This window comes from Candidatus Thiodubiliella endoseptemdiera, assembly GCF_964212635.1.
Classification (GTDB): domain Bacteria; phylum Pseudomonadota; class Gammaproteobacteria; order PS1; family Pseudothioglobaceae; genus Thiodubiliella; species Thiodubiliella endoseptemdiera.
The window spans coordinates 75,361-99,144 of the sequence record NZ_OZ156463.1 but is presented as its reverse complement, the minus strand read 5'-3'; the positions used below and the strand labels follow the sequence as shown (position 1 = coordinate 99,144).

At 35.8% G+C, this 23,784-nt stretch carries 29 protein-coding genes and 1 pseudogene; all 30 read right to left on the bottom strand.

Annotated elements, in window-relative coordinates:
• Positions 1 to 9: 9 nt before the first annotated feature.
• The 30 genes and pseudogenes from traD to AB8525_RS00460 all read right to left on the bottom strand — a co-directional run bounded on the left by traD (position 10) and on the right by AB8525_RS00460 (position 23,722).
• Positions 10 to 2,097, bottom strand: coding sequence for a type IV conjugative transfer system coupling protein TraD (gene traD / locus AB8525_RS00605; protein ID WP_369177987.1), 2,088 nt, complete (start codon positions 2,095 to 2,097; stop codon positions 10 to 12).
• 8 nt (positions 2,098 to 2,105) lie between these two features.
• Complete coding sequence (locus AB8525_RS00600; RefSeq protein WP_369177986.1) at positions 2,106 to 2,714, bottom strand: PFL_4695 family integrating conjugative element protein; 609 nt, start codon at positions 2,712 to 2,714, stop codon at positions 2,106 to 2,108.
• A gap of 252 nt (positions 2,715 to 2,966) precedes the next feature.
• Positions 2,967 to 5,699 (bottom strand): SNF2-related protein, encoded by a 2,733-nt coding sequence (locus AB8525_RS00595; protein WP_369177984.1) that lies wholly within the window; start codon positions 5,697 to 5,699, stop codon positions 2,967 to 2,969.
• A 104-nt stretch (positions 5,700 to 5,803) separates the two neighbouring features.
• Entirely contained in the window at positions 5,804 to 6,007 is a 204-nt protein-coding gene (locus AB8525_RS00590; RefSeq protein ID WP_369177983.1) for a hypothetical protein, read from the bottom strand.
• Between the two features lie 9 nt (positions 6,008 to 6,016).
• Positions 6,017 to 6,265 carry a hypothetical protein gene (locus AB8525_RS00585; protein ID WP_369177981.1) on the bottom strand — a complete coding sequence of 83 codons (249 nt, stop codon included), beginning with the start codon at positions 6,263 to 6,265 and terminating at the stop codon, positions 6,017 to 6,019.
• A gap of 9 nt (positions 6,266 to 6,274) precedes the next feature.
• Positions 6,275 to 6,526: a hypothetical protein gene (locus tag AB8525_RS00580; RefSeq protein WP_369177979.1), complete on the bottom strand. Its 252-nt coding sequence runs from the start codon at positions 6,524 to 6,526 to the stop codon at positions 6,275 to 6,277.
• Positions 6,527 to 6,777: 251 nt separating this feature from the next.
• Complete coding sequence (locus AB8525_RS00575) at positions 6,778 to 7,014, bottom strand: hypothetical protein (protein ID WP_369177977.1); 237 nt, start codon at positions 7,012 to 7,014, stop codon at positions 6,778 to 6,780.
• A complete protein-coding gene (locus tag AB8525_RS00570) occupies positions 7,001 to 7,525 on the bottom strand; it encodes a hypothetical protein (RefSeq protein ID WP_369177975.1) in 525 nt (174 codons plus the stop codon). The genes AB8525_RS00575 and AB8525_RS00570 overlap by 14 nt, the downstream gene beginning before the upstream one ends.
• Positions 7,526 to 7,592: 67 nt before the next feature.
• Positions 7,593 to 8,030, bottom strand: coding sequence for a hypothetical protein (locus tag AB8525_RS00565; RefSeq protein WP_369177973.1), 438 nt, complete (start codon positions 8,028 to 8,030; stop codon positions 7,593 to 7,595).
• Positions 8,023 to 8,526, bottom strand: coding sequence for a hypothetical protein (locus AB8525_RS00560; RefSeq protein ID WP_369177971.1), 504 nt, complete (start codon positions 8,524 to 8,526; stop codon positions 8,023 to 8,025). The genes AB8525_RS00565 and AB8525_RS00560 overlap by 8 nt, the downstream gene beginning before the upstream one ends.
• A gap of 245 nt (positions 8,527 to 8,771) precedes the next feature.
• Positions 8,772 to 9,932 (bottom strand): DUF6094 domain-containing protein, encoded by a 1,161-nt coding sequence (locus AB8525_RS00555; RefSeq protein WP_369177970.1) that lies wholly within the window; start codon positions 9,930 to 9,932, stop codon positions 8,772 to 8,774.
• Positions 9,933 to 9,965: 33 nt separating this feature from the next.
• Entirely contained in the window at positions 9,966 to 10,550 is a 585-nt protein-coding gene (locus AB8525_RS00550) for a hypothetical protein (protein WP_369177968.1), read from the bottom strand.
• A gap of 652 nt (positions 10,551 to 11,202) precedes the next feature.
• Entirely contained in the window at positions 11,203 to 11,706 is a 504-nt protein-coding gene (locus tag AB8525_RS00545; RefSeq protein WP_369177966.1) for a hypothetical protein, read from the bottom strand.
• Positions 11,707 to 11,927: 221 nt separating this feature from the next.
• Positions 11,928 to 12,173: a hypothetical protein gene (locus tag AB8525_RS00540; protein WP_369177964.1), complete on the bottom strand. Its 246-nt coding sequence runs from the start codon at positions 12,171 to 12,173 to the stop codon at positions 11,928 to 11,930.
• Positions 12,174 to 12,201: 28 nt separating this feature from the next.
• Entirely contained in the window at positions 12,202 to 12,726 is a 525-nt protein-coding gene (locus AB8525_RS00535; RefSeq protein ID WP_369177962.1) for a DUF3275 family protein, read from the bottom strand.
• A 188-nt stretch (positions 12,727 to 12,914) separates the two neighbouring features.
• Positions 12,915 to 13,100, bottom strand: a complete 186-nt coding sequence (locus AB8525_RS00530) for a hypothetical protein (protein WP_369177961.1) — start codon at positions 13,098 to 13,100, stop codon at positions 12,915 to 12,917.
• Positions 13,101 to 13,436: 336 nt separating this feature from the next.
• Positions 13,437 to 14,219, bottom strand: a complete 783-nt coding sequence (locus tag AB8525_RS00525) for an A24 family peptidase (RefSeq protein ID WP_369151133.1) — start codon at positions 14,217 to 14,219, stop codon at positions 13,437 to 13,439.
• Positions 14,219 to 14,668 carry a type II secretion system protein GspM gene (gene gspM, locus AB8525_RS00520; protein ID WP_369151134.1) on the bottom strand — a complete coding sequence of 150 codons (450 nt, stop codon included), beginning with the start codon at positions 14,666 to 14,668 and terminating at the stop codon, positions 14,219 to 14,221. The genes AB8525_RS00525 and gspM overlap by 1 nt, the downstream gene beginning before the upstream one ends.
• On the bottom strand, positions 14,665 to 15,537 hold the full coding sequence (gene gspL, locus AB8525_RS00515; RefSeq protein WP_369177959.1) for a type II secretion system protein GspL: 873 nt from the start codon (positions 15,535 to 15,537) through the stop codon (positions 14,665 to 14,667). The genes gspM and gspL overlap by 4 nt, the downstream gene beginning before the upstream one ends.
• Before the next feature lie 18 nt (positions 15,538 to 15,555).
• Positions 15,556 to 15,705: a hypothetical protein gene (locus tag AB8525_RS00510; protein WP_369177958.1), complete on the bottom strand. Its 150-nt coding sequence runs from the start codon at positions 15,703 to 15,705 to the stop codon at positions 15,556 to 15,558.
• Between the two features lie 16 nt (positions 15,706 to 15,721).
• Positions 15,722 to 16,615, bottom strand: coding sequence for a type II secretion system minor pseudopilin GspK (gspK, locus tag AB8525_RS00505; protein WP_369151138.1), 894 nt, complete (start codon positions 16,613 to 16,615; stop codon positions 15,722 to 15,724).
• Positions 16,608 to 17,060 carry a type II secretion system protein GspJ gene (locus tag AB8525_RS00500; protein ID WP_369179063.1) on the bottom strand — a complete coding sequence of 151 codons (453 nt, stop codon included), beginning with the start codon at positions 17,058 to 17,060 and terminating at the stop codon, positions 16,608 to 16,610. Before AB8525_RS00500 ends, gspK begins: the two co-directional genes overlap by 8 nt.
• A gap of 3 nt (positions 17,061 to 17,063) precedes the next feature.
• A pseudogene (locus AB8525_RS00495) lies at positions 17,064 to 17,120 on the bottom strand (prepilin-type N-terminal cleavage/methylation domain-containing protein); the annotation flags it as partial.
• Positions 17,107 to 17,481 carry a type II secretion system minor pseudopilin GspI gene (gene gspI, locus AB8525_RS00490; protein ID WP_369177956.1) on the bottom strand — a complete coding sequence of 125 codons (375 nt, stop codon included), beginning with the start codon at positions 17,479 to 17,481 and terminating at the stop codon, positions 17,107 to 17,109. The gene gspI and the pseudogene AB8525_RS00495, both read right to left, overlap by 14 nt.
• Positions 17,478 to 17,930 (bottom strand): prepilin-type N-terminal cleavage/methylation domain-containing protein, encoded by a 453-nt coding sequence (locus tag AB8525_RS00485; RefSeq protein ID WP_369177955.1) that lies wholly within the window; start codon positions 17,928 to 17,930, stop codon positions 17,478 to 17,480. The genes gspI and AB8525_RS00485 overlap by 4 nt, the downstream gene beginning before the upstream one ends.
• The gene (gspG, locus tag AB8525_RS00480) at positions 17,908 to 18,291 is read right to left on the bottom strand and encodes a type II secretion system major pseudopilin GspG (RefSeq protein ID WP_369151144.1); all 384 of its coding nucleotides are present in this window, start codon (positions 18,289 to 18,291) and stop codon (positions 17,908 to 17,910) included. Before gspG ends, AB8525_RS00485 begins: the two co-directional genes overlap by 23 nt.
• Before the next feature lie 2 nt (positions 18,292 to 18,293).
• Positions 18,294 to 19,502, bottom strand: coding sequence for a type II secretion system F family protein (locus tag AB8525_RS00475; protein WP_369151147.1), 1,209 nt, complete (start codon positions 19,500 to 19,502; stop codon positions 18,294 to 18,296).
• Positions 19,499 to 20,959, bottom strand: a complete 1,461-nt coding sequence (gene gspE, locus AB8525_RS00470) for a type II secretion system ATPase GspE (protein WP_369177953.1) — start codon at positions 20,957 to 20,959, stop codon at positions 19,499 to 19,501. Before gspE ends, AB8525_RS00475 begins: the two co-directional genes overlap by 4 nt.
• Positions 20,949 to 22,865: a type II secretion system secretin GspD gene (gspD, locus tag AB8525_RS00465; RefSeq protein ID WP_369177951.1), complete on the bottom strand. Its 1,917-nt coding sequence runs from the start codon at positions 22,863 to 22,865 to the stop codon at positions 20,949 to 20,951. The genes gspE and gspD overlap by 11 nt, the downstream gene beginning before the upstream one ends.
• On the bottom strand, positions 22,865 to 23,722 hold the full coding sequence (locus AB8525_RS00460) for a type II secretion system protein N (RefSeq protein WP_369177949.1): 858 nt from the start codon (positions 23,720 to 23,722) through the stop codon (positions 22,865 to 22,867). The genes gspD and AB8525_RS00460 overlap by 1 nt, the downstream gene beginning before the upstream one ends.
• Positions 23,723 to 23,784 lie beyond the last annotated feature (62 nt).

Below are 23,784 nucleotides of genomic sequence, written 5' to 3'. Positions count from 1 at the left end.
ACCAATCCATTAAGCGGTTTCTTTAGATGCAATTGGCGTATTAATATCAACCAAATTCATTTGACTGCTGTAACTTTGTTTCATTTGTGCTGACATTTCAGATAACTTGTTGGGAATGCCTGATTTCTTGGTAAATGTTTCCTTGTTTGGCAAAGGCAGCCTTAATTTATATAGTTGCCCCCCTTCAATCATTGCAAACGCCTGACCCTTTGGCAAATTAAGCATATCATTGGTATTAATGGCAGGCACTCTTTGTGTTGTTATTTGCTCACGCACTGCCGATGTAAAAGCAACATCGCTATCAGGATTTGCTGAATCAGTTGCTTGCGCCATGATTGTTAATTGATTGACCTCATATTCTGCTACTTTAGTAACGAGAATATTGGCTGTTTCTTCTGATTTAACCCTGAGCATTATTAGCGTGTTAAAGTTATCTAAAATAACACCTGCTTTAGGCTTGTTGCCGATACCAGATTCAATGTCAGATCCACTTTGAGTATAGGCTGTAACTTGATAGCCTGCACCACCTGCTTTATTGATCATTGGGATAAATTGATCGCCTATTAATTCATTAAATTCATCTGCATGTATCGATAATGTGTTTTTTGGTGCATTATCTGTATTAGGCAGTCCATGCGCTGTACCGAATTTGTAAAATTTTCCTGCAATTGAAGTTAAATCTGCAAACATTGCGGTACCAACTGCGTGTGCAACTGTTGAATCGCTAAGCGCATCTAAACCAACATAAACGACTGCTTTTTGACGCATAATTTGCGTCCAGTCGATAATTGGTCGATTGTCTTTGTTGTCTTCATCATCTTCCTTGGGTGACAACAATTCAGATATGTCACCTGAGGTGAGTTTATCTAACAGCGGTCGTAACGAAGCGACAAGTTTAGAATAATACGCATTATCATAACGAAACACTGCCAAAATACCCTCTAAATCAGGGTCATCAATATTGTATTCTTTTTGCCATAAGCTGACAAGAAAGCATTCTTTATTTTTTCCGCCAGGCGGATTTTTTGGATTGCCTTCTTTATCGGTTAAGAATTTATTTGCCAGCATAGACAAAGTGTCGTCAATATTTGGGTGTTCAACAAGCAGCACCTTCTCTTTGTATTGCTTGATGAGTGGATCAATATCATTAATGTATCTGCGTATTTTTACAAAATCAGGCTTGTCTCCTGACTTTACTAGAGCTTTTGCAACAATATTAACGAAACCCCAAGCGAAATCTTTAAAAGTTGAAGCGTTGCCTTCAGAAGGCAACTGGTCACTAATTCTGCCAGCAACTTCGGTAATTTTTGTAAATGATCCAATGGCGTTATAGCGGCAGGAGATTTCAGGAAATCCCAAATGAAAAATATAAACAGGTCGCCCCATGCGTTTTGCCTCAACATAAGTCTTTAGCATTAAATCAGCATCGCCTTTGGGGTCAAATACAATTGTAGTGTCACCACGGCGAATATCTTGAGTGATAAATATCTCAGCAAGTCTCGTTTTCCCAACACGAGTCGTGCCTAATACCAGCTTATGTCCTACTCGTTCGCCCAAAGACTCATAAATATCTTTTTCACCTTCTAACATACCAACAGCATGTAACACTGGATTGCCGCCAACAGGTGGTAGGGGTTTGTAAGGGTTAGCAAAATTATCGTTATGAAATATTTTATAAATAAATAGCGATGTTTTTTCTGTTTTACGGATAAATCTAAACATTGCCGATGGTGTTAAATATTCTTTGTTTTTAGAGTGCTTAGTATCTTCAACTCGTTGTGTGTGTGACTGGTTCCATTCGAACCCCCTGCCTAAAAATAGATAGTTTTTGTTAACAGGTATTTGTTTTGGCGAAAGACTGTAAAACGGCAATTTAATCAAGCCTTTCTGATAACGATAAATTTTCCAGCCTTGTGAAAATCGATAAAAAGCTGCTAAAAATAAAACCAGCATAATAATAATTGCAGTTTTCAAACTTAACAAAAATATATTGTGCCAAATCACAACTGAAAAACCAATTAAAAAACCAATTCCCGCAACAGGAATTTCTAAGACTGGCCTTAGGAGTGATTCAATTGGATAATTTTTTTTAGACATTGTTATTATTACTGTCGGATATTTTCTTTATTTAAAAGAAAAGGGTAATGTTTAATTCTCAATTGTTTAGCGAAAATATCGCCATTTAGTGCCTGAAATTCAACATTTGGTGCTAGTGCCTTGATGGATTGAAGGTGAGTCTTAGACTTAACATTGACGACAATGCAAAGAGCATTAATAGATTTCAGTTTTGATCGATTTTTTTTAATCCATCTTTTTGAGCGTTTATCATCTCCAACAACACAAACTGCCCGTGGCATTCTGTTTTCAATTTTCCTATTCTTAACTTTACCAACCTTTATTAATGAGGTTGTTACTGGGAAACGCTGTATTGATTTTTTTGTATAGCGTGGAATATTTTTTAAATCATTTGCGTTTGGTTTTTTGAATGGATAAAATTGTTGTGCATCAATAGTTGTTCCGTTGTCATAAATTACAACTGGGCTTGCTGAAGCCTGCCCTATTGAAAACGATAAAACTGCAATGCCTATAGACAGCCTAATAACAAACTTTTTAAGGTGCTTATAAGGCATTTTTAAAGGGTTAAATGTTAGTTCTTTTATTGACTCTTTAAAGGCTTTTCGCTTGCCTATATATTCTTCGTATGTTATCTTCATAGGCAAGGCATTGTTTGATTTTAAAAACTGTATTATCTTTAATTAAAGAAAACTTTCATTGATTTAGCACACCAAGTATTGGTGTGCTGTTGTTTTCAACATTAACGCCAATTAAATAGGCAATAAAAAACCCAGACAAATGCCTGGGTTTTTTATTGGGTTTTAAAAATTAAACTTTCTGAATATCTATATCAAAATCTTGAATAACATAAATGCCATTCTCTTCTTTGTATAAATTCTCTTTAAGTTGCTTTATCGCTTCATCAACGCTCTAGCTAATTCCATCTCAATACTTTGTTCTTCAGTATTAAGTGAATCCAAGCCGTTATCAGGAATATCGCCCGATGTTGATTGACTAACAGCAATCTTTTTACCCATGAGGCGCATACAAGTTGCCTGTGCCGTCTCTTCATAGCCAAAGAATACGACTTTAACATCTAGCGTTTGACCAATTCTCCACGACCTGCGAGATGCTTGTTGAACTGTGTACACATTGTAGCCAGTCTGCATAAAGATAATTGTTGGAAAATCTAACAAGTCCAAACCCGTCTTAACTAGCTCGGGGTTACAAACCATAACATCTATGTCACGATCTACCTGATCGATTATCCAGTCTTCCCGCTTATCAGTGCCAACAGTTGAACGCAAAACGGCTGTTTTTAAATTTTCATTCTCAAACAATCGTTTCAAGCGTGCCGCTGTGTCCCTTTTGCCTGTGTAAGTTGTGTAAACCAACACACGACGACCTTCTGCTTTTTCCTTCTTGACATATTCAATGACTTTTTGCTCTTTTGGGGCTAAAGTTAAATCGTCAAATATTGGCTGCTCAAAACAAAGTGTATCTCTTGTTCTTGGATGAACAACCATCTCAGCATTAAAGCCCGTATCTGGCCATCTTAATAACACATTCATGACAACGCCTAACAAACTATTGTCACCTTTTGATAAGCATTTACGCATTTCATTGCCCAAATTTTCAGACATTTCTTTATAAACCTGACCTTGTTTTTGCGTCATTGGAACATTAATAATTTCCTCTGTGTAAGCAGGTAATACATTTTGCCCAATATCTTTAAGCTTTAAAAAAGCCGTGATTGGCAATACATGATCAACAATACCTTTTGGTCCGAAGCCAGGTGCTTTAGAAGTATGAACTGTTATTTTCTTACCTCGTGCTGTTTTATGAGAATTGCCTTCGCTCTCCTTGAAAACATCTTTTAAAACACCATGTTCACGCATAAATGCCATGGAAGCAGCACCCATTGACGATTCAGCACTAAAGCCACACTCAATCATTTTGCTAGGGTTAATACGCCACAACAAATAGAACAAATCGCTGGCATATCCACCCATTAATGTGCCTGTTAGTAACAAAGTTTTATTAACCTTTGATGCTAACACGCCCATGGCTTGACCTTGTGCAGAATCACCATTTTTATACTCATGACCCTCATCGACAATCAACATATCAAAAAACTTACTAGGTAGATATCGCTTAATAAACTCGGTAGGCTGGTAGCCGCCTTGTCCAAAACCAAACTCAGTCTTAGCTAAAGCCCGTTCCATCCGAACCGATTGACGATCTGAAAACACCAAATCACCATTTTCATCCATCAAATTAACAAACTGATAAATGTTATCTGCAAGCATTCCTTTGATAAGTGTCTCGCCAAATTGATTGAGTAACTTATCAGCGGTTTTTTTACCGATAGTGGGTATTTGACATAAAGCTTTGTTTAATATTTCTCTTTGTGTCATTGCCTTTTTATTGGCTCTTTGCAATGTCCACAATGGACTGCCACAGTGTTTACAATCGGCTCTTTTATCATTGCTAGTCGCAATAATAATTTCACCTTCTTTATCATACTGTGGCTTGTCACATACCGAACAAGTTGCAGCGCGCACAAAGCCCTTCAGTTTTGGCAACGCCTCTTCGTCTTTCTCAGTAAACCTTGGCACTAGAGTTTTTCTTGTCGCAACAGACCAATTAAATCCCATACGCATTCTTACTCTACCGATAATGTAAAAACAAGGTGTAGTAGATGATTTTTTATAATCACCAGCTTCAATCTCTAATCGCAACTTAATCAACTTAGCCAAACTATCAGGGCCATTGAGAGTTACAACCTTAGCATCAGGAATAGTATTCAATATTTCTCTACGCCACTTATAAACCAAGTGAGGCGGGGAAACAATTAAATTTTTATTCATGTTTTCACTAGCAGTTACTGCCGCTAATGAGATTGCCATCATAGTTTTACCAGTACCCATTTCTGCATTAATAACGCCAGCAGGTTGCCCATGTGTAAAAAATAGCGATGCAATGCTTGCAACTATCTCTCTCTGTGCATCAAATGGCTGGCGTTTAAGGCTATTCATTGTCTTGTCCCACTTATCTGGGTAAGAGCCATCAAATAATGGCGGTGCTTGCTCTGCCACTCGACTTAACAAACTATCACCAAAATCATTGACAAACTGTGTTAACGACAATTCATTTGGGTTTAAATCTTCAATGGTATCAACTTCAGGAACTTCACTATTTTCAACTAAATTTATTTTAATTTTTCCTAGTGTTGTAGTGTCAAAATAAAAATCAAGCTCAACATTAAGTTTTGTTAATTCCTTAATACTGATATAGCCCAATTCTGCATTTTGCGTATCACCATTTAACACAGCATAGCCAAAAGCCTGCAATTGTTCACTTATTGTTTCGCCATTATCTTTATCTATATATGAATCTTTTTCAACAATATACCAATCAGAATTACCATGAAAATAATGTAAATAACAAATAGCGTCATCACCTTTTTCATCTTGTTCGTATGTTTTTGCCATTGTTGTAATAGTCTTAAACAGCCTATCCACCACATCCTTAAACTCATATTCTAATCCATCAACATCATTGCTAATGGCAGACCATTGTTGTTTACTTAAAAAAGGTTTAATTTTTTCAAGTTTTTGTTGTATTGTTTCTTCTAATAGCATAATTGCTCCTTTTTTATTATAAAAAGGGCGCAACTTCCCCATAGGGTTGCTGCACCCTATGGGTTAATGCTTAGTTTTTTTTGATTAACTAAACATTGTTATGCTTATGAAAAAACTACCGCCTTTTCATAAACTGTTTTATCGAACTTGCCACATCTAAATATAAAAAAATTACATCCATCAACCTCAATATTATTAACAACACACTTGCCATTAACAGTATCAATAGTATCACCGACTTTTATTGCACATAATTTTAAATATCTTTGGTAACTTGCTTTACACTCTTCCATAGTATTGAAACTCATACCACACTCCTAACTGAAAAATAGTATTTCGGTAATACTACTTGCCTTATTTTCTTTAGATAGTTCTAACTTATCTTTCTTAGATAAGTAGCCAGCTTTTAGTAACCTTTTAACTAACAAGTCACTATGTTCAACCCACACTTCTGGATTCATCTCACTTTCTAATTTTTCAACAAAATCAAAATTTAACTCATTTAAAACACCTTTTAATTTATCTAGTTGTTTTTCTTGAATATAGGCTATTCTTGCTATAAACATAATAATCTCCTATATTCTTGGCAAAATTGATAAGTCTTTATGGTTGGTAAATAATGAACCAGCATCATTCCCCTCATCGTCCATTGAGGCAATAATGAATATTCCATTTGTAAATTCAATGACTGGTGCGCTACCCATCCAACCATATTCGATTACTTCTTTTGGTGTCATCCATCTCACTTTTTCAATAATCAAACCTTTTAAAACTTTATTGGCTTTACTTGACCATCTTTTTTTATAGTATGCATCTGTTTTTCTCATATATTTCTCCTTTCTATTATTTAAAAAAGAGACACTCACCCCTAAAGGGAATAAATGCCCCTTTAGGTTAAAACAAACATCGGCTCATCGCCGCCACTTTCTGCATAATTGCAGTGTTTGTACAAGTGGTTAAGGTGCAGCGTTAGTGCTGCGGTCTTAATCTTTTAATAATTAGTGTTTCTAAGCGCACTTTACAAATGCACTTAGAAACACCCCCTCAAGAGAGGGTGTTACAACTTATTATTGTTCTTTTATGATAAAAACAAGGTTTGCACTTGACCAATTAATTCATCATAGAAGTATTTATTAATAATTTTTAAGTCTAATAATACAATTAAAGCATCTTCTGAAGTAACATCAACTTCAATCATTGAAGTTTGGTCTGTTGTCCAGTTTTGACAATTAATATCCAATACATCTAATTGTTTCTTTAGCTCTTTAAGTTTATCCCAATCCATATCGCCATAGGTTGTCTTATAAATCTCCATGATTACCTCCTTTAAAAAAAGGTATAGCGATACTTTTAAGAATTTCTTCTTTCTCTTTATATCCTTTTAAATCAATTGATTTTCCAGATAACAACTTTCCACTTTGTGTCATTGCTTTCATATCATCAAAACAAAAAAAACGAAATGTCATATCTAACGCACAAGAAGTGTGAAGATACTTCATTTTAAATTTTTTATTTATTTGAATAAATATACCGGCTAATAAATGATAAAACTTATGCATTGACATACCGTCAATATCTTCAGATTCAAAACCACTTACTTTGTAATTAACTCTACCAATATCATCTTTTAACATGGCGATAATATTTTTCTTATGTTGTTCTGACTTGTCGGATTGCTCCACTTCATTAATGTCTTTAATACAAGTAAAATATACACCTCTACCAAGTTTCATTAGCTCTTGATTTTCTTTTATTGTTTGAACAAAGTCATCAGCAGCTAAAGCTTGACTTGGATCAACTAATTTGCATCTTAAATATGCTCCCATAATAGTCTCCTAAAAAACAAGGGCGCAATCCACAAGGGAGTGCATCCCTTGTGGGTTATAAAATAAATTAATACTTATTTGTGGCTATTTTTTGAAATTCATTCAAAGTATTGATTGCCAAACAATCAAACTTATCGTAAACATCAATGGCGTTTAATAACTCCAAATCAATAATTAATTTTCCTTTTTTGGAATATCTTACTGTCTCAAAAATATCCCAACTTAATTTATGACTGCTTGAAAAATAATTAAGACTTTGAATTAAAAGTTCAGCCCCAACAATACTACTGTTGGTATTCTTTACTCCTTCTACATCACACCAATGTGTTTCTTTTTGGTATTGCTTTATTCTATTTTCATATTCTGCCATAGTAATATTTCCTTGATGGAATTGAAGCTTTAGATTTATAATCTCACACAAATTATCTACTCCATCTCCGTCCAAAGCCTCTTCTCCTGCGTATTCTTGCAGAATTGGTAGTAAACACTCTATCCAGCTATTCATAACAAATATCTGGATTGCCAGTTAAATTTAAGCATTCAGAGCCTGAGTCATAGGTTATTACTCCTGAAAAAGCCAGTCCTTCATCATAATAAGTATAGCTCATTTCAATAAAGTTATACTTTTTCACAATAGCCTCCATACAGACTTTGCCAATTTGCGACCACGCTGTATTGAAGTCCATAGCAATATAAGTATCTTCTATTTCGTAAACCTCAACATCATATGTCCCCCACTTTGTGCCCCAAAGAGCAGCACTCCAAGGTAGGTCTGTTAACTCTACAACAGACCCGTCTGGCATAGTCATATTTGCCCAGTGCTTACCTGGTGTAATGCCTAATGGTGGACTGCCATCTTTATCCAAAGGCTGGATGTTTTCATAAGGCATAACTGTTGCACACAGGTTGTTTTCTACCGCTTTAAAATCAGCTAAAAACGCATCTTTAGCCTCTTTATCTTTAAATGTCAATTTCATTGTTGATATTATATGATTTGGCATAATTTTCTCCTTTATTAAAAGGAGATATATTAATTCCCCAAAGGGGAAGGATATATCCCCTTTGGGTTAAAACAAACATCGGCTCATCGCCGCCACTTTCTGCATAATTGCAGTGTTTGTACAAGTGGTTAAGGTTACAGCGTCAGTGCTGTGGTCTTAATTTGTTTAACACAATGTTTCAAAATGCACTTAATAAATGCACTTTGAAACACCCTCTCAAGAGAGGATGATTCAACTGTCTTTTTCTATTTAATAGTGATTATTTTGCCAAAAGTATCACTATCTTTTGTAAAGTCAATCGCTTTAATACTAGGAACAAAAACATCAGTTAATGTTCTTTTTTCACTAATATTTCCACTCGCTTCATTTACTTGCGTCTCTGTTGTTTCTTTCTTGTCCTTAAATGTGCGACCCTTAACCAATAGAGATCGTCCATCTTTAGAAGTAACAACGCCAGACACTTGCCCAGCAGCTAAAGCTAAGGACAGATGCCAGTCAGACATTTGGTGTAGCGGTCTGTAAGTATTTTTATTTGCACTATTAAAGTGTGTTTTAAAATTACCCCACAAACTATCTTTCTTGTCAAGATTAACAACTTCATCAGCCAACTGCTTAGTGTCAATTTCAATTTGATTGAGTTTTAATACTCCAAACGAAAGTGGTAACGGATAAAAACAACCTTCTATATCTTCATCAGGTTGAGCTGTTAAAGTTTTAAGTATCGTTATATCTTCTGCTGCTTTAAGTAATTTATCAACCACCACTTTATCAGCAACTTTAGCTTTACAACGAACACCAAAAATAACAACTTGTTTAAATCTTTGTTCAGGTGCCGCATATACAGATACCTGGTCAAAATGTGAAGCAATCATTTTTGCTAAATTTTTATCCAAACAATTATTAGGCACAATAAAAACTAAAACACCGCCAAACTGTAACAGTTTATTAGTATTTTCATAAAACATAGTCTCATATCGCACTCTACCACTATCTTCAGATAAACTCGCTTTATCAGCAAGCATATCACCATAAGGTGGATTTAAAAATAACAATCCAAATTGTCTGGAAACAATATAGCAATCATTCAAGTTCCCATGAACAACAGTATCTAAACTAGACATAGATTTTGCGTGATAAGCTCTCTCTTCATCAATTTCAATACCTACTGTTTCTATTTTTGTATTGTTATGACTTGTGTAATAAGTATTCATATACTCACGACACTCTGCCAACGCAACACCTTCTCCACAACAAGGGTCTAACATTCTAACCACGCCTTGTTTATTTTTATTTCCCTCTATGTCAAAACTTAACCTAGATAAAATACCTTCAGTAGTTTTTTCATCAGTTGGAAAATATCCATTTTTAGCGAAGTTTCTCGCTAATCTTTGAAACATTAAAGCCATAATATAGCCTCCTTTATTTATATAAAAACATACTTACGCAACTAACAAAGTTTGATCTTTAATCATCCTTGATATGGACTCTTCAAAATCAATTTCGAACAACTCTACTATTAATGCGCTAACACCACCAAATCCATCAATATTATTAATATAGCCATCTTGATGACATACACGAATAATCTGACTCATCCAAATATCAAGTAAAGGAATAGGAGAGAGTTCTTTGAGTAATTTCCAAATAGAAGAATTATCTATTTGAGTATCATCAAAATATAAAATAGTCGCTTTATAACTACTGTAATCAATCTTTACGGTAGATTTGTCGTAAATAAAAATATGTGACAAATCTTTGCCGTAGATAGTGCCAGAAACACGCCCTGAAAGTTTTTGCATATTTTTAGTATTCTGTAAAAAGAATGTTGATGACTCATCTTTTGAAATTTCAAAAGTTAATTCATTGATACCACCTTCGTGAGTTGGTATTTCCATTCTTGCTAAAAATTGCTGTAATGAGGTTGTTCTGCCCCAAAAACTAGCAAATAAAATGCCAGCATCATTGGCAACAAAACTATCGCAAAACACACTAGGTTGTTGTTTAATGTAAATCATTTTCTTCATGATTATCTCCTTTAATTCAAAGGGGACATATCAATCTCCAAAAGGGAAGGATATGTCCCCTTTGGGTAAACAAACATCGACTCATCGCCGCCACTTTCTACAGAATTGTAGTGTTTGTACAAGTGGTTAAGGTGTAGCGTTAGTGCTACGGTCTTAATTTGTGTTCTTAAACACATTCACACTGAATGCGTTTAAGAACACTCTCTCTTAAGAGAGCATTCTAAAGGTTTGTATTTAGCAAATCATTGCAGTAGCACATAAGCCGCTGAAATTACTAATAACTTGCATACAAAACAGAACGATTCATAGGCATTAAATCCTTTTCTCGTAACGCCCATCTCGTCTAATTGTTGATTAGTCATGGTGTCTCCTTGTTTGAATAAAAAAAGGACACCATCCCCTCGTCAGGGGCTGGTGCCCCTGCTGGGTATATCAATCAATTATCTAAAACTCATCGCTTTAAACAATCGCCAAATATTTCAATTAATACCATTGGCTTTTACCTAACGAGCCTTGCAAAGCAAGTTAGGGTTTTTAAGGTGCACGGATTTGGAGTTCGTGCGGCTCTTAAACTTGATGTTTCAAAATACACTTAATAAATGCACTTTGAAACACCCTCAAAAAGAGGGTGAAAAGTATAACTTATAACTATTTAAACCTTGATCAGGTTCCAAATCTCTTCAAAAGAGATTGTTTTTTTATCTTGTTCGGGAATTGAATCCAATATGCGGTGATTACCCCACTCTTTCCAATCATCCCACTCACTCTTAATGTCGCCAGAAGGGCGATACATCGTTGCGTGAGTGTTACAAGGTATGCGGTTACCATCTTTATCTTTCATGCCAGTTGCATCAATCCAACAATGCCAATACTGTTTTTCGTATTTTTCTTTCAGATATTTTTTATGCTCCTCGTCTCTTGCGTTGATAGACATTAAGTCAAAATGTTTTATTCCACATCCGGGATGTCCAAAGTTCTTTTGAATGTGAATAAACTTACCGTCATCTTCAGTAAATAAATCATTTGGCTTACCTATATTGCAACCTTTATTACCTTTAGCAACGCATAAATAAAATTCAAGTTCTGCTTCTGATAAATTTGCAACCATTGTATTAGCGATCCTTTGGTACTCGCTTATTTCCTTTTTGATTTCCATAATATTTCCTTATATTAAAAGGATATTCTACCCAGAGGGTAAAATGCCCTTTGGGTTAAAACAAACATCAGCCTCATCGGTTGCCACTTTCTACATGATTGTAGTGTTTGTACAAGTGGTTAAGGTACAGCGTTAGTGCTGCGGTCTTAATTTGTGTTCTTAAGCACACTCATTTGAATGTGCTTAAGAACACCCTCAAAAAGAGGATATTCTCAAACAAACTATTTTAATGGTTTGCCGTAATTGTCATAACCATTGCTGAGATAGCCGGAAAATCCAGCCCATACTCTAACCATTCTGTAGAACAGTTGGACGCGCCTTTCATATTCGTCTAGCTCATTTCGTTCTGCTTCTGTTAGTGCAATGAAAAAAGCATCGAGTTCCTCTACTTTTTTCATTGACAGCCTTGTTGGCATCATAGATGCAAAAAAGAACTGCTCTTCATTGTTCAAAACTCTAGCCTTCATAATAACTCTCCTGTAAAAACAACAACAATTATGGCAAATGCCATGCTTGTTCTTGCATATTAAATTTCCAACTGTTTGATTTAAGGTAATTCTGCTGTTGTCGCAAAATACCTCTATCGTTAGTTGGATCTAAAGTAACTTTCTCACCTTGCCCAATAGTTGCAATTTCTCGCTCATTGAATAAGTTGTGTAAGTCTTCATTTGTGTTTGATTTTGTGCTGGCTTCCACCTGATCAAAATCAATATTACTATCTTCAGTAATTGGATCTGCCTCAGTGACTATCTCCACTGGTGCTTCATCAATTTCATCAATATGAATTGCATCTAGTGTTGCCCTGGACTCAAGTATTAACTTGTTAGTGCCAAAACCGCCCGATACTGTTTGAATTCTTGATATAACAAATCTTCCCTCGTAAGTACCTTCTTCATACTCATCAAGTTCGGCTTGTTTGACAGAAAAATCACCAATTGGCGTTTGTATTGAGCCAATAGCGAATTCGCCATATTTACCAAAGATTTTACGCACAACAAGTGTGCCTTTGAATTTATACATCTCTTTCTCCTAAAATAGAAAGAGACACCAACCCAAGAGGAAGGTATCTCCCTCTTGGGTTGGTTAATAACTTAAACGAAGTTTAAGCGTGCTTGTGGTTGTTACCTTTGTGTTGCTTTATTGATATTCCTCTGAGAATTAACAAGAATCCTAGTATAAATAACATAGAGAGCGCAAAATAAATTTCATTAATTTCCAGTTCCATGACCATCCTCCTTGATTCCAAATAATATAAAAAAAACTCCAATAACAACAGCAAAAATGCTGCCAAATAGTGAAAACTTGAAAAAGAATCCGATTGTTCCACTTGAAGCAAATATTACTCCAATATCACGGAAAACACTCTCTAGTTTCTCATTATCTATACTTATCATTTTACTCTCCTATATGACAATTATATTAAAAAATCATAAGGACATTATAATCCCTATAGGGGGGGGTTAATGTCCCTATGGGTTAAACAAACATCAACCTCATCGGTTGCCACTTTCTACATGATTGTAGTGTTTGTGCAAGTGGTTAAGGTTACAGCGTCAGTGCTGTTGTCTTAATTATTTTATATAATACCATATTCCAATATATTTTGGAAAAATAACTTATTCCCCTGATACAAAGAAAATTAAAGTAAAACAAACGCCATTTTTTTTATCAGCCAAGTATCTGTTGTTTTTTATTGTCATAACGGTACTTTAACATGGTTTTAAACATGCTTAAGTTGTCATGACCCATTGTAGGGGACTAAACATGTTAACTGATAATAATTGTAGCATAACAAAGGCGCTGATTAGAAATGGACCAAAGGCAAAAGCTTGATTGGTTTTGTACTGTGTTGCTAATAAAAAATAGCCGATTGCAAATAGGGAGGCAAGAAGTAACAAATAAGGCAATTGCTGCCACCCAAGCCAAGCACCTAAAGCAGCAGTAAGTTTGAAATCACCATAACCCATACCCTCTTTGTTGCGTAATAGTTTGAATGCCCAATATAGCGACCATAATAACAAATAACCAGACATTGCACCAATGACGCCTGCTGACAAATCACCAAATTGCATTTGATAGAGAAAACCAACCCACATTAGCGGGAGAGTGAGTAAGTCAGGTAATAGTTGGTTCTTTATATCAATGATGAATAAAGCAATTAGCAAATATACCAGCAACAAATATAGCCCTGCTTGTATTGTTAGTCCAAAATATAGGATGATGAGTACACTGACCAAGGTGCTTATTGTTTCAATGAGTGGGTAATACCAACTGATTGCCATTTGACAGTATTTACATTTGCCTTTTTGCCATAAAAAACTAAAAATTGGTATAAGTTCTAGCACGCTTAATGTCTGCTTACAATGAGGACAAAATGAGCGGGCTGGGCTGATTAAATTGATATTTTTATTACCATTAATATTGATAGGGAGTCGATAGATAATGACATTTAAAAAACTGCCAATAGACAGCCCCAAAATAAGTGCAATGATAATATCTGCAAGAATTAGCACTAAAAATTAAGCGTTAATTGGGCATCTACGATACCGGACTTGATGCGTTTTATATTGGCTTTAACAGTAAGGATGCCGTATTTATTTTTAAGTGTTTTCAGGCTATTGAGTAATTTTTTAAAGGTTATCTTATTGATACTGACAATACTTTTTTTAGGTTGCATAATCACACCGTTCAGTTGGACCCTTTGTGCTTTAAAAGTTTGATTAATATATTGCTCTGCTTGTTGTTGAGATAATGTAGGATAGTTTGGCAATGAAACTAGTTTTTGCTGGGTTTGTTGTAGATAAGTGGCAAGATTTTTTTCTGCCTCCAATTCAAGTTGCAACTGCTCGTTATGTTGCCAAATAGGGGAGAAAACCAAAGCATATAAAAGCGCAATGATGAATATAATGGCGACTATGATAGCGCTATTTTTTTCGCGTGAATTGAGAGTGTGCCAGTTCATTTTAGAAGGTGCATGGTGAGTTTTTTCTGTTTAAAAATTACTTTAGACGCTTGAGTATTGCCACGCACTTGTTTGGACAATTGAGTTAAAAAATCTTGGGTGTAAGCCGATTTTTGTTTAGTGGCACTTGCCAGCCTTTGTTTCGCTTGTACCCGCATATTAATGATACGCTTAATATCTGGAAAGAGTGAACGAAATTGTTGTTCGTTATTAGATTTTTGCGCTTTGAGTTGTTTGGTAAGGCGCTCATTGCTCATCACTACTTGTGTGGTTGACAATGCCAGTGTAATTAGTGTCACTACAGCAGAAATTCGCCAAGGGCGTGCATATTTCATTAAATTATGTGTATTGTTGCTCAGAAGGTTTATGTTGTTAGCAGGATAATAACGCCTGCCTGTTGGTGTTAATTCGGTGGCGTTGTCAAATAGTGAATGAAACAAATTCTGAGTTAAGCAACCGCCTTGAAAATTACCGCATCGATAAGTAGTCAAATTTTCTTGCACAATGTAGGTGGTATTTTCTGCAACAGGAAGCAATATAAAATCAGGCACAATGGCAATCACTTGACATTGCGCTTGTTGTAATTTTTCTGTTAAAGTATTAAGCACCTCTTGCGCAACAACTAAAACATCCCATTGATTAGGCTGGAGGGATTTTTTGGGAAAAAATACCAATGTATCAATATCATCAAGTAATTCAGATTCTAAAGCAAAAGGAATGGCTTTGCGAGCTTTAGTGGCGCTCATCTTTGGCAAAGTCACTTGATGAGTGGATACCAATTGACTGTCAATTGCAATAACGGTCTGCACACAAGCCTTGGAAATCGGCTTAGAAAATACCTGCGCTTTAGAGTAGTAAATAATGTTCATAATTATGCAAAGATCTCATTAATAGAGACCTTTGCATAAATAGGGATGATTAGCAAAATGACAGATTTTATTAAATTGGAAACTTTTTAAATCCACTCCTAGCAGGGCTAAGGGTGTTTTTAAAAAGTTTGTAATTTGATGAAAGATGGCGTTTTGATGATTATTCATATTTATGCAAAGGTCTCTAATAATAACTGCGATTAACAATATCTATTTTAGCACCATTTCGATGGAAAATTGTTTTAGCATTTAGAGTATCTTCGTTTATTTTAACGCTGGATTCCAATAAAAAATATTTACTATTGGTTGCTCTTAAAGATTTAGGGAAAGTATTTTCGTTAACCATGTTATTAGGTAATATATTGGGCAACCATTTCAAGACTTCTTCAGGGCTGGAAAAAGGTCTTTCGGCAATCAATGCTTCAACAGAGTATTCAGACAAACCGGGGTGTAGACAAGATAAAATTTCTTTTCCGGCAGTATTGATATTAATAGGCGTATCTTTTGGTAAAGCGTTTAGATAAGGACTGATATTATAATATTCTTGCCTTTGCATACCCACTATGTTTTTAAGTTCGCTGATATGCTTAAATTTAAATGCAAGTGTCGGAGTGTCGGACAATAATTCAGTAATGTAGGCAAAAATCAAATCCGACATTTGGACTTGTTCTAATTGTTCATTGAGACGATTCAAACACAGAGAAAAAGCGTTGTTGAAAACAATATTATTAGGTTTTTTGGTGTTCACAATATTATTAATACTCAGTTTTGCTTGCAAATCATTGATTTTTCCGTGAATCTGTCCACCAGGTATGGGGATAGGGGGAATTTCTGATGCCCAATCCTCATCTAATGCATCAATATTGGTTTTTTTATCATTCAATAAAATTACTTTTGCCCAACTTTCCATAGAATATAAATAATTCAAGGCTTGAGTTTGGGTTTGAGTATATTTGACAGTTTGAAAATTTTTGTGCTGTTGTTGCCAAATGAGTGCTGTAATTGCACTGATCAATGCCACAACGATAAGCACACCAATAAGCACAACGCCTTGTTGTTGACATGCTGTATTATTCATCAATAAATACCAGTTTTTTAACTTCTCCCCAGCCAGGGTGCTCAAATTTAATCTCAACTACTCTTGGAGAGGCGACACCTTTGTGCCAATTCACATGCCATTTATTATTGCTATCTAGCACTCGAATGCTACCCTTGCTGATGTCACTAATAAGCGTTAAGGTAACAGGATTTTGTGCGTCAGTTTGATCTTGGCGAATTAATTTTTTTTCACGGACTGAATAATTAAGCTTGAGTAATTTTTGGTTTTGAATACTTGTTATTCCAAATCCAGATTTGCTCAAGACAATCTCCTGATGGTATATTTGCGTAATATCACGTTGCAGATAGTGCAATGTTTTTTGCAATTCAAACAATTGCTGATGATGAATTTCTTGTGCCTTTTGTTGCTTAATAGAGGTATGTAATGCATTGTAAGATAAAGTTGAAATTATGGCAAAAATCATTATAGTAACAAGCAATTCTATTAGGGTAAACCCAGTTTGACGAATGTTATTTTTGCACATAAATTTCTAATGCTGACAAAGGGTTTTTAGCGTCAAGTTGCACTTTGTCTTTAAAAACAGAGATCGACACTTGAATAATTTTGGTGTTTGGTGTTGGTTTTGTGTGTGTTTTCCAATGCCAAGTCTGTTTACCTAATACATAAGTGCCATTGGCAAAACCTAACGCAGGCTTGACCAAGCGTTTTTCCACTGCCAAATTAGATACCACTAAATTACTCAGAGTTTTTTGTTTGAAATAAGTTAAGTTTTTAACACTTTGTGATTGCAATTTAATCAATGCAATTAATGCAATGCTGACAATACTAAGTGCCACCAGTACTTCAATCAAAGTAAACCCCATTTTTCGAATATTTTGCTTCATAATTTGCTACTATTAAATTGATAGGCTTCATCCTCAGATTCAAACTTAACAAGGGCAGGAGTGATAAAACCATTGGGCATAAAAAAGACCGCTTCTACACTCATAGACACTGCATTATTTTTCCATTTTAATCTCTTTGGAAACAGGGTTTTGTTTTCCTCCCATTTGCCGTTATCAGGATTAAGTTGTTGGATTTTAGTGTGATAGTAAATATTGCCATCTTTTCCGATAGTGTCGATATTAATGCGTAAATCCACATTTTTTAATTGCGAAAAATCAGCCATCAAATGGAATTGGATTTTCATCTGATTAAATAACTTTTGCGTGTCTGAAGGCGTGGCTTTTTTAATACTAATGGCCGCTACAGAAACCATAATACCAACAATCAATAGAACAATCAGCAACTCTATCAGAGTAAAGCCCTTGTTATTGCCAGTTGTTGATGTCATCGCCTCCGCCTAATTTTTTATCCACTCCGGAACTATACAAATCAAAATCTGAATGCTCTCCAGGGCTTAAATAGTAATAATCGTTACCCCAAGGGTCTTTAGGTAGTTTTTTTAGATATTGCCCCACCAAAACACTAATACCTTCATCCGTTGTTGGATAATTAAATTTGTCTAATTTGTATAAATCTAACACCGAACTGATGGTTTGAATATCGCTTCTGGCTTTTTGTACACGCGCTTCATTCGGCTTGTCGATAATTTTTGGCAAGATAATTGAGGATAAAATGCCAATGATAACCACCACAATCATAATTTCAATTAGAGTAAAGCCCGCTTGTTTTTTTGTTTTTTTAGTATTCATTTTTATAAGTCAATTTGATTAAGTTCAAAAATTGGCAACAGTATAGCTAAAACAATTAACAATACAATACCTCCCATCAATAAAATCATCAAAGGTTCAAATAAACTGATGATTTTAGTCGTATAGTTGTCTAAGTCTGCCTCTTGATTTTCGGCCGATTTGTTTAACATTTCGCTTAATTGCCCGCTGGCTTCACCACTAGCAAGCATATAAAGCGTGATAGATGGCAAAGCATTTTGTGTTTGCAAGGCTTTGAAGATCGTGCTGCCTTCTCGCACTTTTTCTGTTGCAATAAGCACCGCTTGTTTCATGGGTGAATAACTGAGTGAGTTGGCAGCATTGGTTAAAGCAAGTAACACAGGCGTGCCACTTTCGTGTAATAAAGCAAAGGTGCGAGAAAAGCGTGCGGCATTAGCATTAATAAGCAGGTAACCCACGACGGGTATTTTGCCTAAAAATTGCTGCCATGCATTTTTGATATTCTCATGTCTCAATGCTAATTTAGCAGCAATATATGATGCAATTAACAAACTAACGATTAACTCAATATTATCAACAAGAAAATCGCTTGCCGAAATCACCGCAATTGTAAGTGGTGGCAAAGCCTGATCAGAGTCATCAAACACACTCACAATCTGTGGCACTACAAAAATCAACAAAAGCACCACTACCGTAATAGCCACCATGCTAATCATCATGGGGTAAATCAAGGCGGCGGATATTTTCTTTTTAAATTTTTCCTGATTTTGAATTTCATTAGCAAGTTTGTCTAATACTTGCCCTAATTCACCTGTGCGTTCACCTGCCTCAATACTGGAGATAAAATACGAAGGTAGCTCTTTGGCGTTGAATGTCAAAGATTCTGCCAAGCTCTTACCTTCAACAACTGAAGAGCGTATTTGCCCAACCGTTTTTCTAATGTGTTTTTTGCCACTATTGTATCCAATGGTTTTTAAAGCCTCGTCAATGGGTATTGCTGCTTGCAATAATGAGGCAAGTTGGCGTGTAATAATAGCCGTATCAGCAACGCTCAATTTAGCCTCAAACCAAGTGTTTGCCCGCCCCAATTTACGCTGACTTTTGCTGACCTCTAATAAAGTAAGTTGTTGACTCTGTAGTTGTTGGCGGGCGGATTTTTCAGTATCACTTTCAATAAAACCTGTGTTTTTTTTACCGTTGGCATCAATGGCTTTATATTCGAAAATACTCATAACGAAACAACTCTAATTGCCTCATCAAGACTGGTATCGCTCTTTAATACCAATTGTTTGGCTTGCTCAAATAAGGTGGAATGATTGCAAGCAGCGCTCAAAATTTGATCTTCGCTGGCTTGATTGTGAATCAGGGTCTTTATTTCTGCGTTAATGGTTAACAATTCATACAATCCACTGCGCCCCTGATAGCCAGTATAATTACAGTGTTCGCAGCCTACTGCTTGATGAATAGTTACAGGATTATGAATACTGAGCTTTTCTTGCTCTCTTACATCGGCGTCATATGGTTGTTTACAATGATGACACAAAACTCTGATCAGGCGTTGTGCCAGCACACCACTAAGGCTAGAAGAAAGTAAAAATGGCTCTATGCCCATATCTCGTAAACGTGTAATGGCACCAACTGCGGTATTAGTATGCAAGGTTGAAAACACCAAATGACCCGTTAAACTGGCCTGCACCGCAATTTGTGCAGTTTCATTATCACGAATTTCACCCACCATGACAATATCAGGATCTTGTCTGAGGATGGCTCGCAAACCTTTGGCAAAGGTCATATTAACCTTGTTGTTAATTTGCGTCTGATTAATGCCATCAATAAAATATTCCACAGGATCTTCAATGGTGGTGATGTTTAGACTGGCGTTATTCAATTCTGCCAGTGCCGCATACAATGTAGTAGTTTTACCTGATCCTGTTGGTCCAGTTACCAATAACACCCCATGTGGTTGATGGATTAAACTCAACACAGCATCATAAGTTGAGTTTAACATTCCCAATTGCTTGAGTTGCAAACGCCCCGCTTGTTTATCCAACAAACGCAACACCACTTTTTCTCCGCGACCCGAGGGAATAGTAGAAACACGCATATCTACTGCTCTACCGCCTAATTGAATAGCAATTCGCCCATCTTGCGGTAGGCGTTTTTCAGCAATATCCAGTTTTGCCATAATTTTGATTCTTGATACCAGCAAAGGCGCAATTTTTGCATTCGGCTCTAATACTTGCTTGAGCGTGCCGTTAATGCGAATGCGAATACGAATACGATCTTCATAAGACTCTATATGGATATCAGAAGCCTTCTCTAAAATAGCCTGTGCAAATAAAGCATTCAATAAGCGAATAATAGGCGCTTCATCATCACTATTAAGTAATTCCATTGGCTCATGCAATTCCATTGCTATCGCATCTAAAGTGTCATCATTTTCTGCATTGTCCTGAAAATGATCTAGGTTTTTCACAGAGCTAAATTCATAACTTTGCTGTATTTTTTGTCTAAATTGCTCTAAGGTGATGTTTTTTAATTGGTAATCGCCAAATTTACGCTGTATTTCAGCCAAGATGCTCGTTTTAGGCAATTGATGATAGTTTAATGTTTGCTGATCATTTATATTTTCAAGCAAAATTGAAAATTTTTTTGCGAATGTAAAGGGCAATAAAGTGCTATTCACCATATTCTATGTCCTCATATTCATCATATTCATCTTTGTATTCGTTAATAAATGTTAAGGGTTTTATTGATTTTCTCACTACGGGTAGTTTTATTGATTTTGGGAAATCCGTTGATTTTTCTAGGCGCTTGGGTAATGTGGCGCCGCCATTCAAGAGTTGTTTCTGATAAATATAGTTGTATTTTTCCATACTTACTTGATCAGCAACCAACTGGTCTGTCAGAATGGTAGGATGGATAAAAATCAATAAATTCTTTTTCACTTTTTTCTCGCTTGAATATTTAAACAACTCACCCAAGATGGGGATATCGCCCAACAACGGCACGCTTGATTGCGTTGTAACAACAGTATCATCAATCAGCCCGCCAAGCACCAATATTTTATTATCAGCTACCATAACAGAGGTCTTAATCGTTCTTTTTGAAGTGACCAAATCAGAGGCGGCTCCTTGTTTGGTTACCTTGGATATTTCTTGCTCTATCTCTAATTTAATGGTATCGCCATTATTGATTTGCGGTTTTACTTTGAGCTTAATGCCAATGTCTTTGCGTTCAAAATTTTGAAAAGGATTTGAATTGCCACTGACAATTTGTTTATTGGTAATAAAAGGCACTTCTTCGCCTACCAGGATAGAGGCTTCTTCATTGTCAATAGTCACAATTGAAGGTGTGGATAGAATATTGACATCACCTTGCTGATTAAGTGCCGTCAAAATGGCAGCAAAGCCCTTTTTAGTGCTGGAATTATATTTTCCAATGGCAATATTGGCACCTTTGTTAAGTGTAGGCTTGCTACTGGACAATGCTGACAATAAAGAGCCGGTGAAGTCGATTAACCCAACCGCCCTTCCGTCATTACCAGAAGAGGCCCACTGAACGCCAAACTCTTCAATATTATCTATGCTCACCTCAGCAATAATAGCCTCTATCAAAACTTGTGCACGACGGATATCTAATTTAGAGATCACATTTTTAATATTGTTAAAAATCATACTAGGTGCGGTAACAATAATAGAATTAGTCGCATCATCCGCATGAATATTAATGGTTTGTTTAATGCTTTTTTTACCTCCTTCTATCAATTGTTTACCAATACTCTGCAAAACGGGCAAAATGTCCTTGGCTTTGGCGTATTTCAAGTATACCACCACAGTATCCCCACCTCTATCAGACTCTTTATCTAATTCTTTGACCAAGAATCGCACTTTAAGTCGCTTTGCGGGTGCGCCACCAACAATCAATTGATTGTTGCTTTTATCAATTGCAATGGTTAACGGGTTAGCCGCTTGCTTTACATTTTTAGGCAATAAGGATTTAATAATTTTTGCCACTTCATCTGCAGAAGCATTCACCAAAGGCATTAATTCATAGTCATCATCAATTTCTGTATCTAGTTGGTTAATAATTTCTTTCAAACGAACCAAGTTAGCACGCGTATCAATGACAACAATGGTATTGGAAGGGGTGTAAGCAGCAAGGTGCCCATATTTGGACACAATAGGTCGCAAAATAGCAACCATTTGACCAGCGGCCACATTTTTAATTGGGATAACAGTGGTAACAATACTGTCATTAGCCAAACTTGATAGTTGGGCGGAATTATTTTTGGTATTAGACTGTGGCAAAATTTTAGAAAACCCTTCACCTTCAATCACAATATAACCATGCACTTGTAAGATTGATAAAAACAAATGATAGAACTCATCATCATCAATTTCCTGCGTACTAACGACATTAATTTTGCCTTTAACTCTCGGATCGACAATAAAGTTTTTTCCTGTTACCTCAGAAACGGTGTTAATTAAAGTTTTCAAACGCACATTTTTTAGGTTAAGTGTTAGTGCATTAACAGACAAGGTAAAAAAAGCAGTAGTAAAAAGAGTGATAAGTGTAATTGATTTTTTTTTCATTATTTTAGGTTGATGGATAAAAAATGCATTCGATTTTTGCGTTTAATTACTAGATCAAAGTTTTGTTTCGACATTTCCAGTCTTGCGGGAACCAGTTTAAACCAGTTGTCTAACGAAATCCCGTTAACCTCTAAAATAACATCGCCAGATTGCAATCCAATTTTTTTAAACAAAACTTTTTCCTTCCCAGGATTAAGCTTAAACCCATATAGATCGCCATCTCTATAATTAGGCTGCACAGAGATAACAGACAACATCTTTTCTGGGCTACCAAGTATTTTTTTTAATTTTAACTTATCTCTAGTTTCAATAACGATAACTCCATTTTGATCAATTGAGTTGTCATTGATTTTTTGAGCGTTGGCCATTTTTTTCTTTCTTGGTTTGCGTTCTTTTTTTGCCCGTTCCATAGGAACTGCTTTATGCTTTATGCTCAATTTCTCATCATTACCATTATGATTGATAACAATATATTTTGAATAAATGGCTTTAACATATGCCACCGCATTAATTTCATCATTAATTTTGTAAATTTTTTCTTTATTGTCCTGCTTAATAATTGCCAAAGCATTTTTTTGTTGACTTAAAACTCCAATCAAAGTTAAATTCAGGCGTGTTTTCCTAATCAGCTTATGGGGCTTAATAGCTGAACCCACACTTCCAAACAACTTATCAGGCAAGTCTAATCTCGGCGTGCTGTTTTCCTGATGCATCGCTTGCTGAGTGAGAGGACGAATTGCACCTCCTCCATATAAGAATTTCTGCCCCAACTGAAAGGACTGAAACCCTGCCAAGACTAACAGCAATATAGTAACCAATAAAGCGACTTTGCGATTAATTATGTGATAGTTATGCATTAATCAATATTATACACTTTGGGTCTTTGGGTCTTTGGGGTGCCATTATATTTTTTGAGACC

Coding starts and splice junctions, on each gene's coding strand:
- traD (WP_369177987.1), bottom strand. CDS start 2,097: ATGTCTAAAAAAAATTATCCAATTGAATCACTCCTAAGGCCAGTCTTA.
- AB8525_RS00600 (WP_369177986.1), bottom strand. CDS start 2,714: ATGAAGATAACATACGAAGAATATATAGGCAAGCGAAAAGCCTTTAAA.
- AB8525_RS00595 (WP_369177984.1), bottom strand. CDS start 5,699: ATGCTATTAGAAGAAACAATACAACAAAAACTTGAAAAAATTAAACCT.
- AB8525_RS00590 (WP_369177983.1), bottom strand. CDS start 6,007: ATGAGTTTCAATACTATGGAAGAGTGTAAAGCAAGTTACCAAAGATAT.
- AB8525_RS00585 (WP_369177981.1), bottom strand. CDS start 6,265: ATGTTTATAGCAAGAATAGCCTATATTCAAGAAAAACAACTAGATAAA.
- AB8525_RS00580 (WP_369177979.1), bottom strand. CDS start 6,526: ATGAGAAAAACAGATGCATACTATAAAAAAAGATGGTCAAGTAAAGCC.
- AB8525_RS00575 (WP_369177977.1), bottom strand. CDS start 7,014: ATGGAGATTTATAAGACAACCTATGGCGATATGGATTGGGATAAACTT.
- AB8525_RS00570 (WP_369177975.1), bottom strand. CDS start 7,525: ATGGGAGCATATTTAAGATGCAAATTAGTTGATCCAAGTCAAGCTTTA.
- AB8525_RS00565 (WP_369177973.1), bottom strand. CDS start 8,030: ATGAATAGCTGGATAGAGTGTTTACTACCAATTCTGCAAGAATACGCA.
- AB8525_RS00560 (WP_369177971.1), bottom strand. CDS start 8,526: ATGCCAAATCATATAATATCAACAATGAAATTGACATTTAAAGATAAA.
- AB8525_RS00555 (WP_369177970.1), bottom strand. CDS start 9,932: ATGGCTTTAATGTTTCAAAGATTAGCGAGAAACTTCGCTAAAAATGGA.
- AB8525_RS00550 (WP_369177968.1), bottom strand. CDS start 10,550: ATGAAGAAAATGATTTACATTAAACAACAACCTAGTGTGTTTTGCGAT.
- AB8525_RS00545 (WP_369177966.1), bottom strand. CDS start 11,706: ATGGAAATCAAAAAGGAAATAAGCGAGTACCAAAGGATCGCTAATACA.
- AB8525_RS00540 (WP_369177964.1), bottom strand. CDS start 12,173: ATGAAGGCTAGAGTTTTGAACAATGAAGAGCAGTTCTTTTTTGCATCT.
- AB8525_RS00535 (WP_369177962.1), bottom strand. CDS start 12,726: ATGTATAAATTCAAAGGCACACTTGTTGTGCGTAAAATCTTTGGTAAA.
- AB8525_RS00530 (WP_369177961.1), bottom strand. CDS start 13,100: ATGATAAGTATAGATAATGAGAAACTAGAGAGTGTTTTCCGTGATATT.
- gspM (WP_369151134.1), bottom strand. CDS start 14,668: ATGAACTGGCACACTCTCAATTCACGCGAAAAAAATAGCGCTATCATA.
- gspL (WP_369177959.1), bottom strand. CDS start 15,537: ATGAACATTATTTACTACTCTAAAGCGCAGGTATTTTCTAAGCCGATT.
- AB8525_RS00510 (WP_369177958.1), bottom strand. CDS start 15,705: ATGAATAATCATCAAAACGCCATCTTTCATCAAATTACAAACTTTTTA.
- gspK (WP_369151138.1), bottom strand. CDS start 16,615: ATGAATAATACAGCATGTCAACAACAAGGCGTTGTGCTTATTGGTGTG.
- AB8525_RS00500 (WP_369179063.1), bottom strand. CDS start 17,060: ATGATTTTTGCCATAATTTCAACTTTATCTTACAATGCATTACATACC.
- gspI (WP_369177956.1), bottom strand. CDS start 17,481: ATGAAGCAAAATATTCGAAAAATGGGGTTTACTTTGATTGAAGTACTG.
- AB8525_RS00485 (WP_369177955.1), bottom strand. CDS start 17,930: ATGACATCAACAACTGGCAATAACAAGGGCTTTACTCTGATAGAGTTG.
- gspG (WP_369151144.1), bottom strand. CDS start 18,291: ATGAATACTAAAAAAACAAAAAAACAAGCGGGCTTTACTCTAATTGAA.
- AB8525_RS00475 (WP_369151147.1), bottom strand. CDS start 19,502: ATGAGTATTTTCGAATATAAAGCCATTGATGCCAACGGTAAAAAAAAC.
- gspE (WP_369177953.1), bottom strand. CDS start 20,959: ATGGTGAATAGCACTTTATTGCCCTTTACATTCGCAAAAAAATTTTCA.
- gspD (WP_369177951.1), bottom strand. CDS start 22,865: ATGAAAAAAAAATCAATTACACTTATCACTCTTTTTACTACTGCTTTT.
- AB8525_RS00460 (WP_369177949.1), bottom strand. CDS start 23,722: ATGCATAACTATCACATAATTAATCGCAAAGTCGCTTTATTGGTTACT.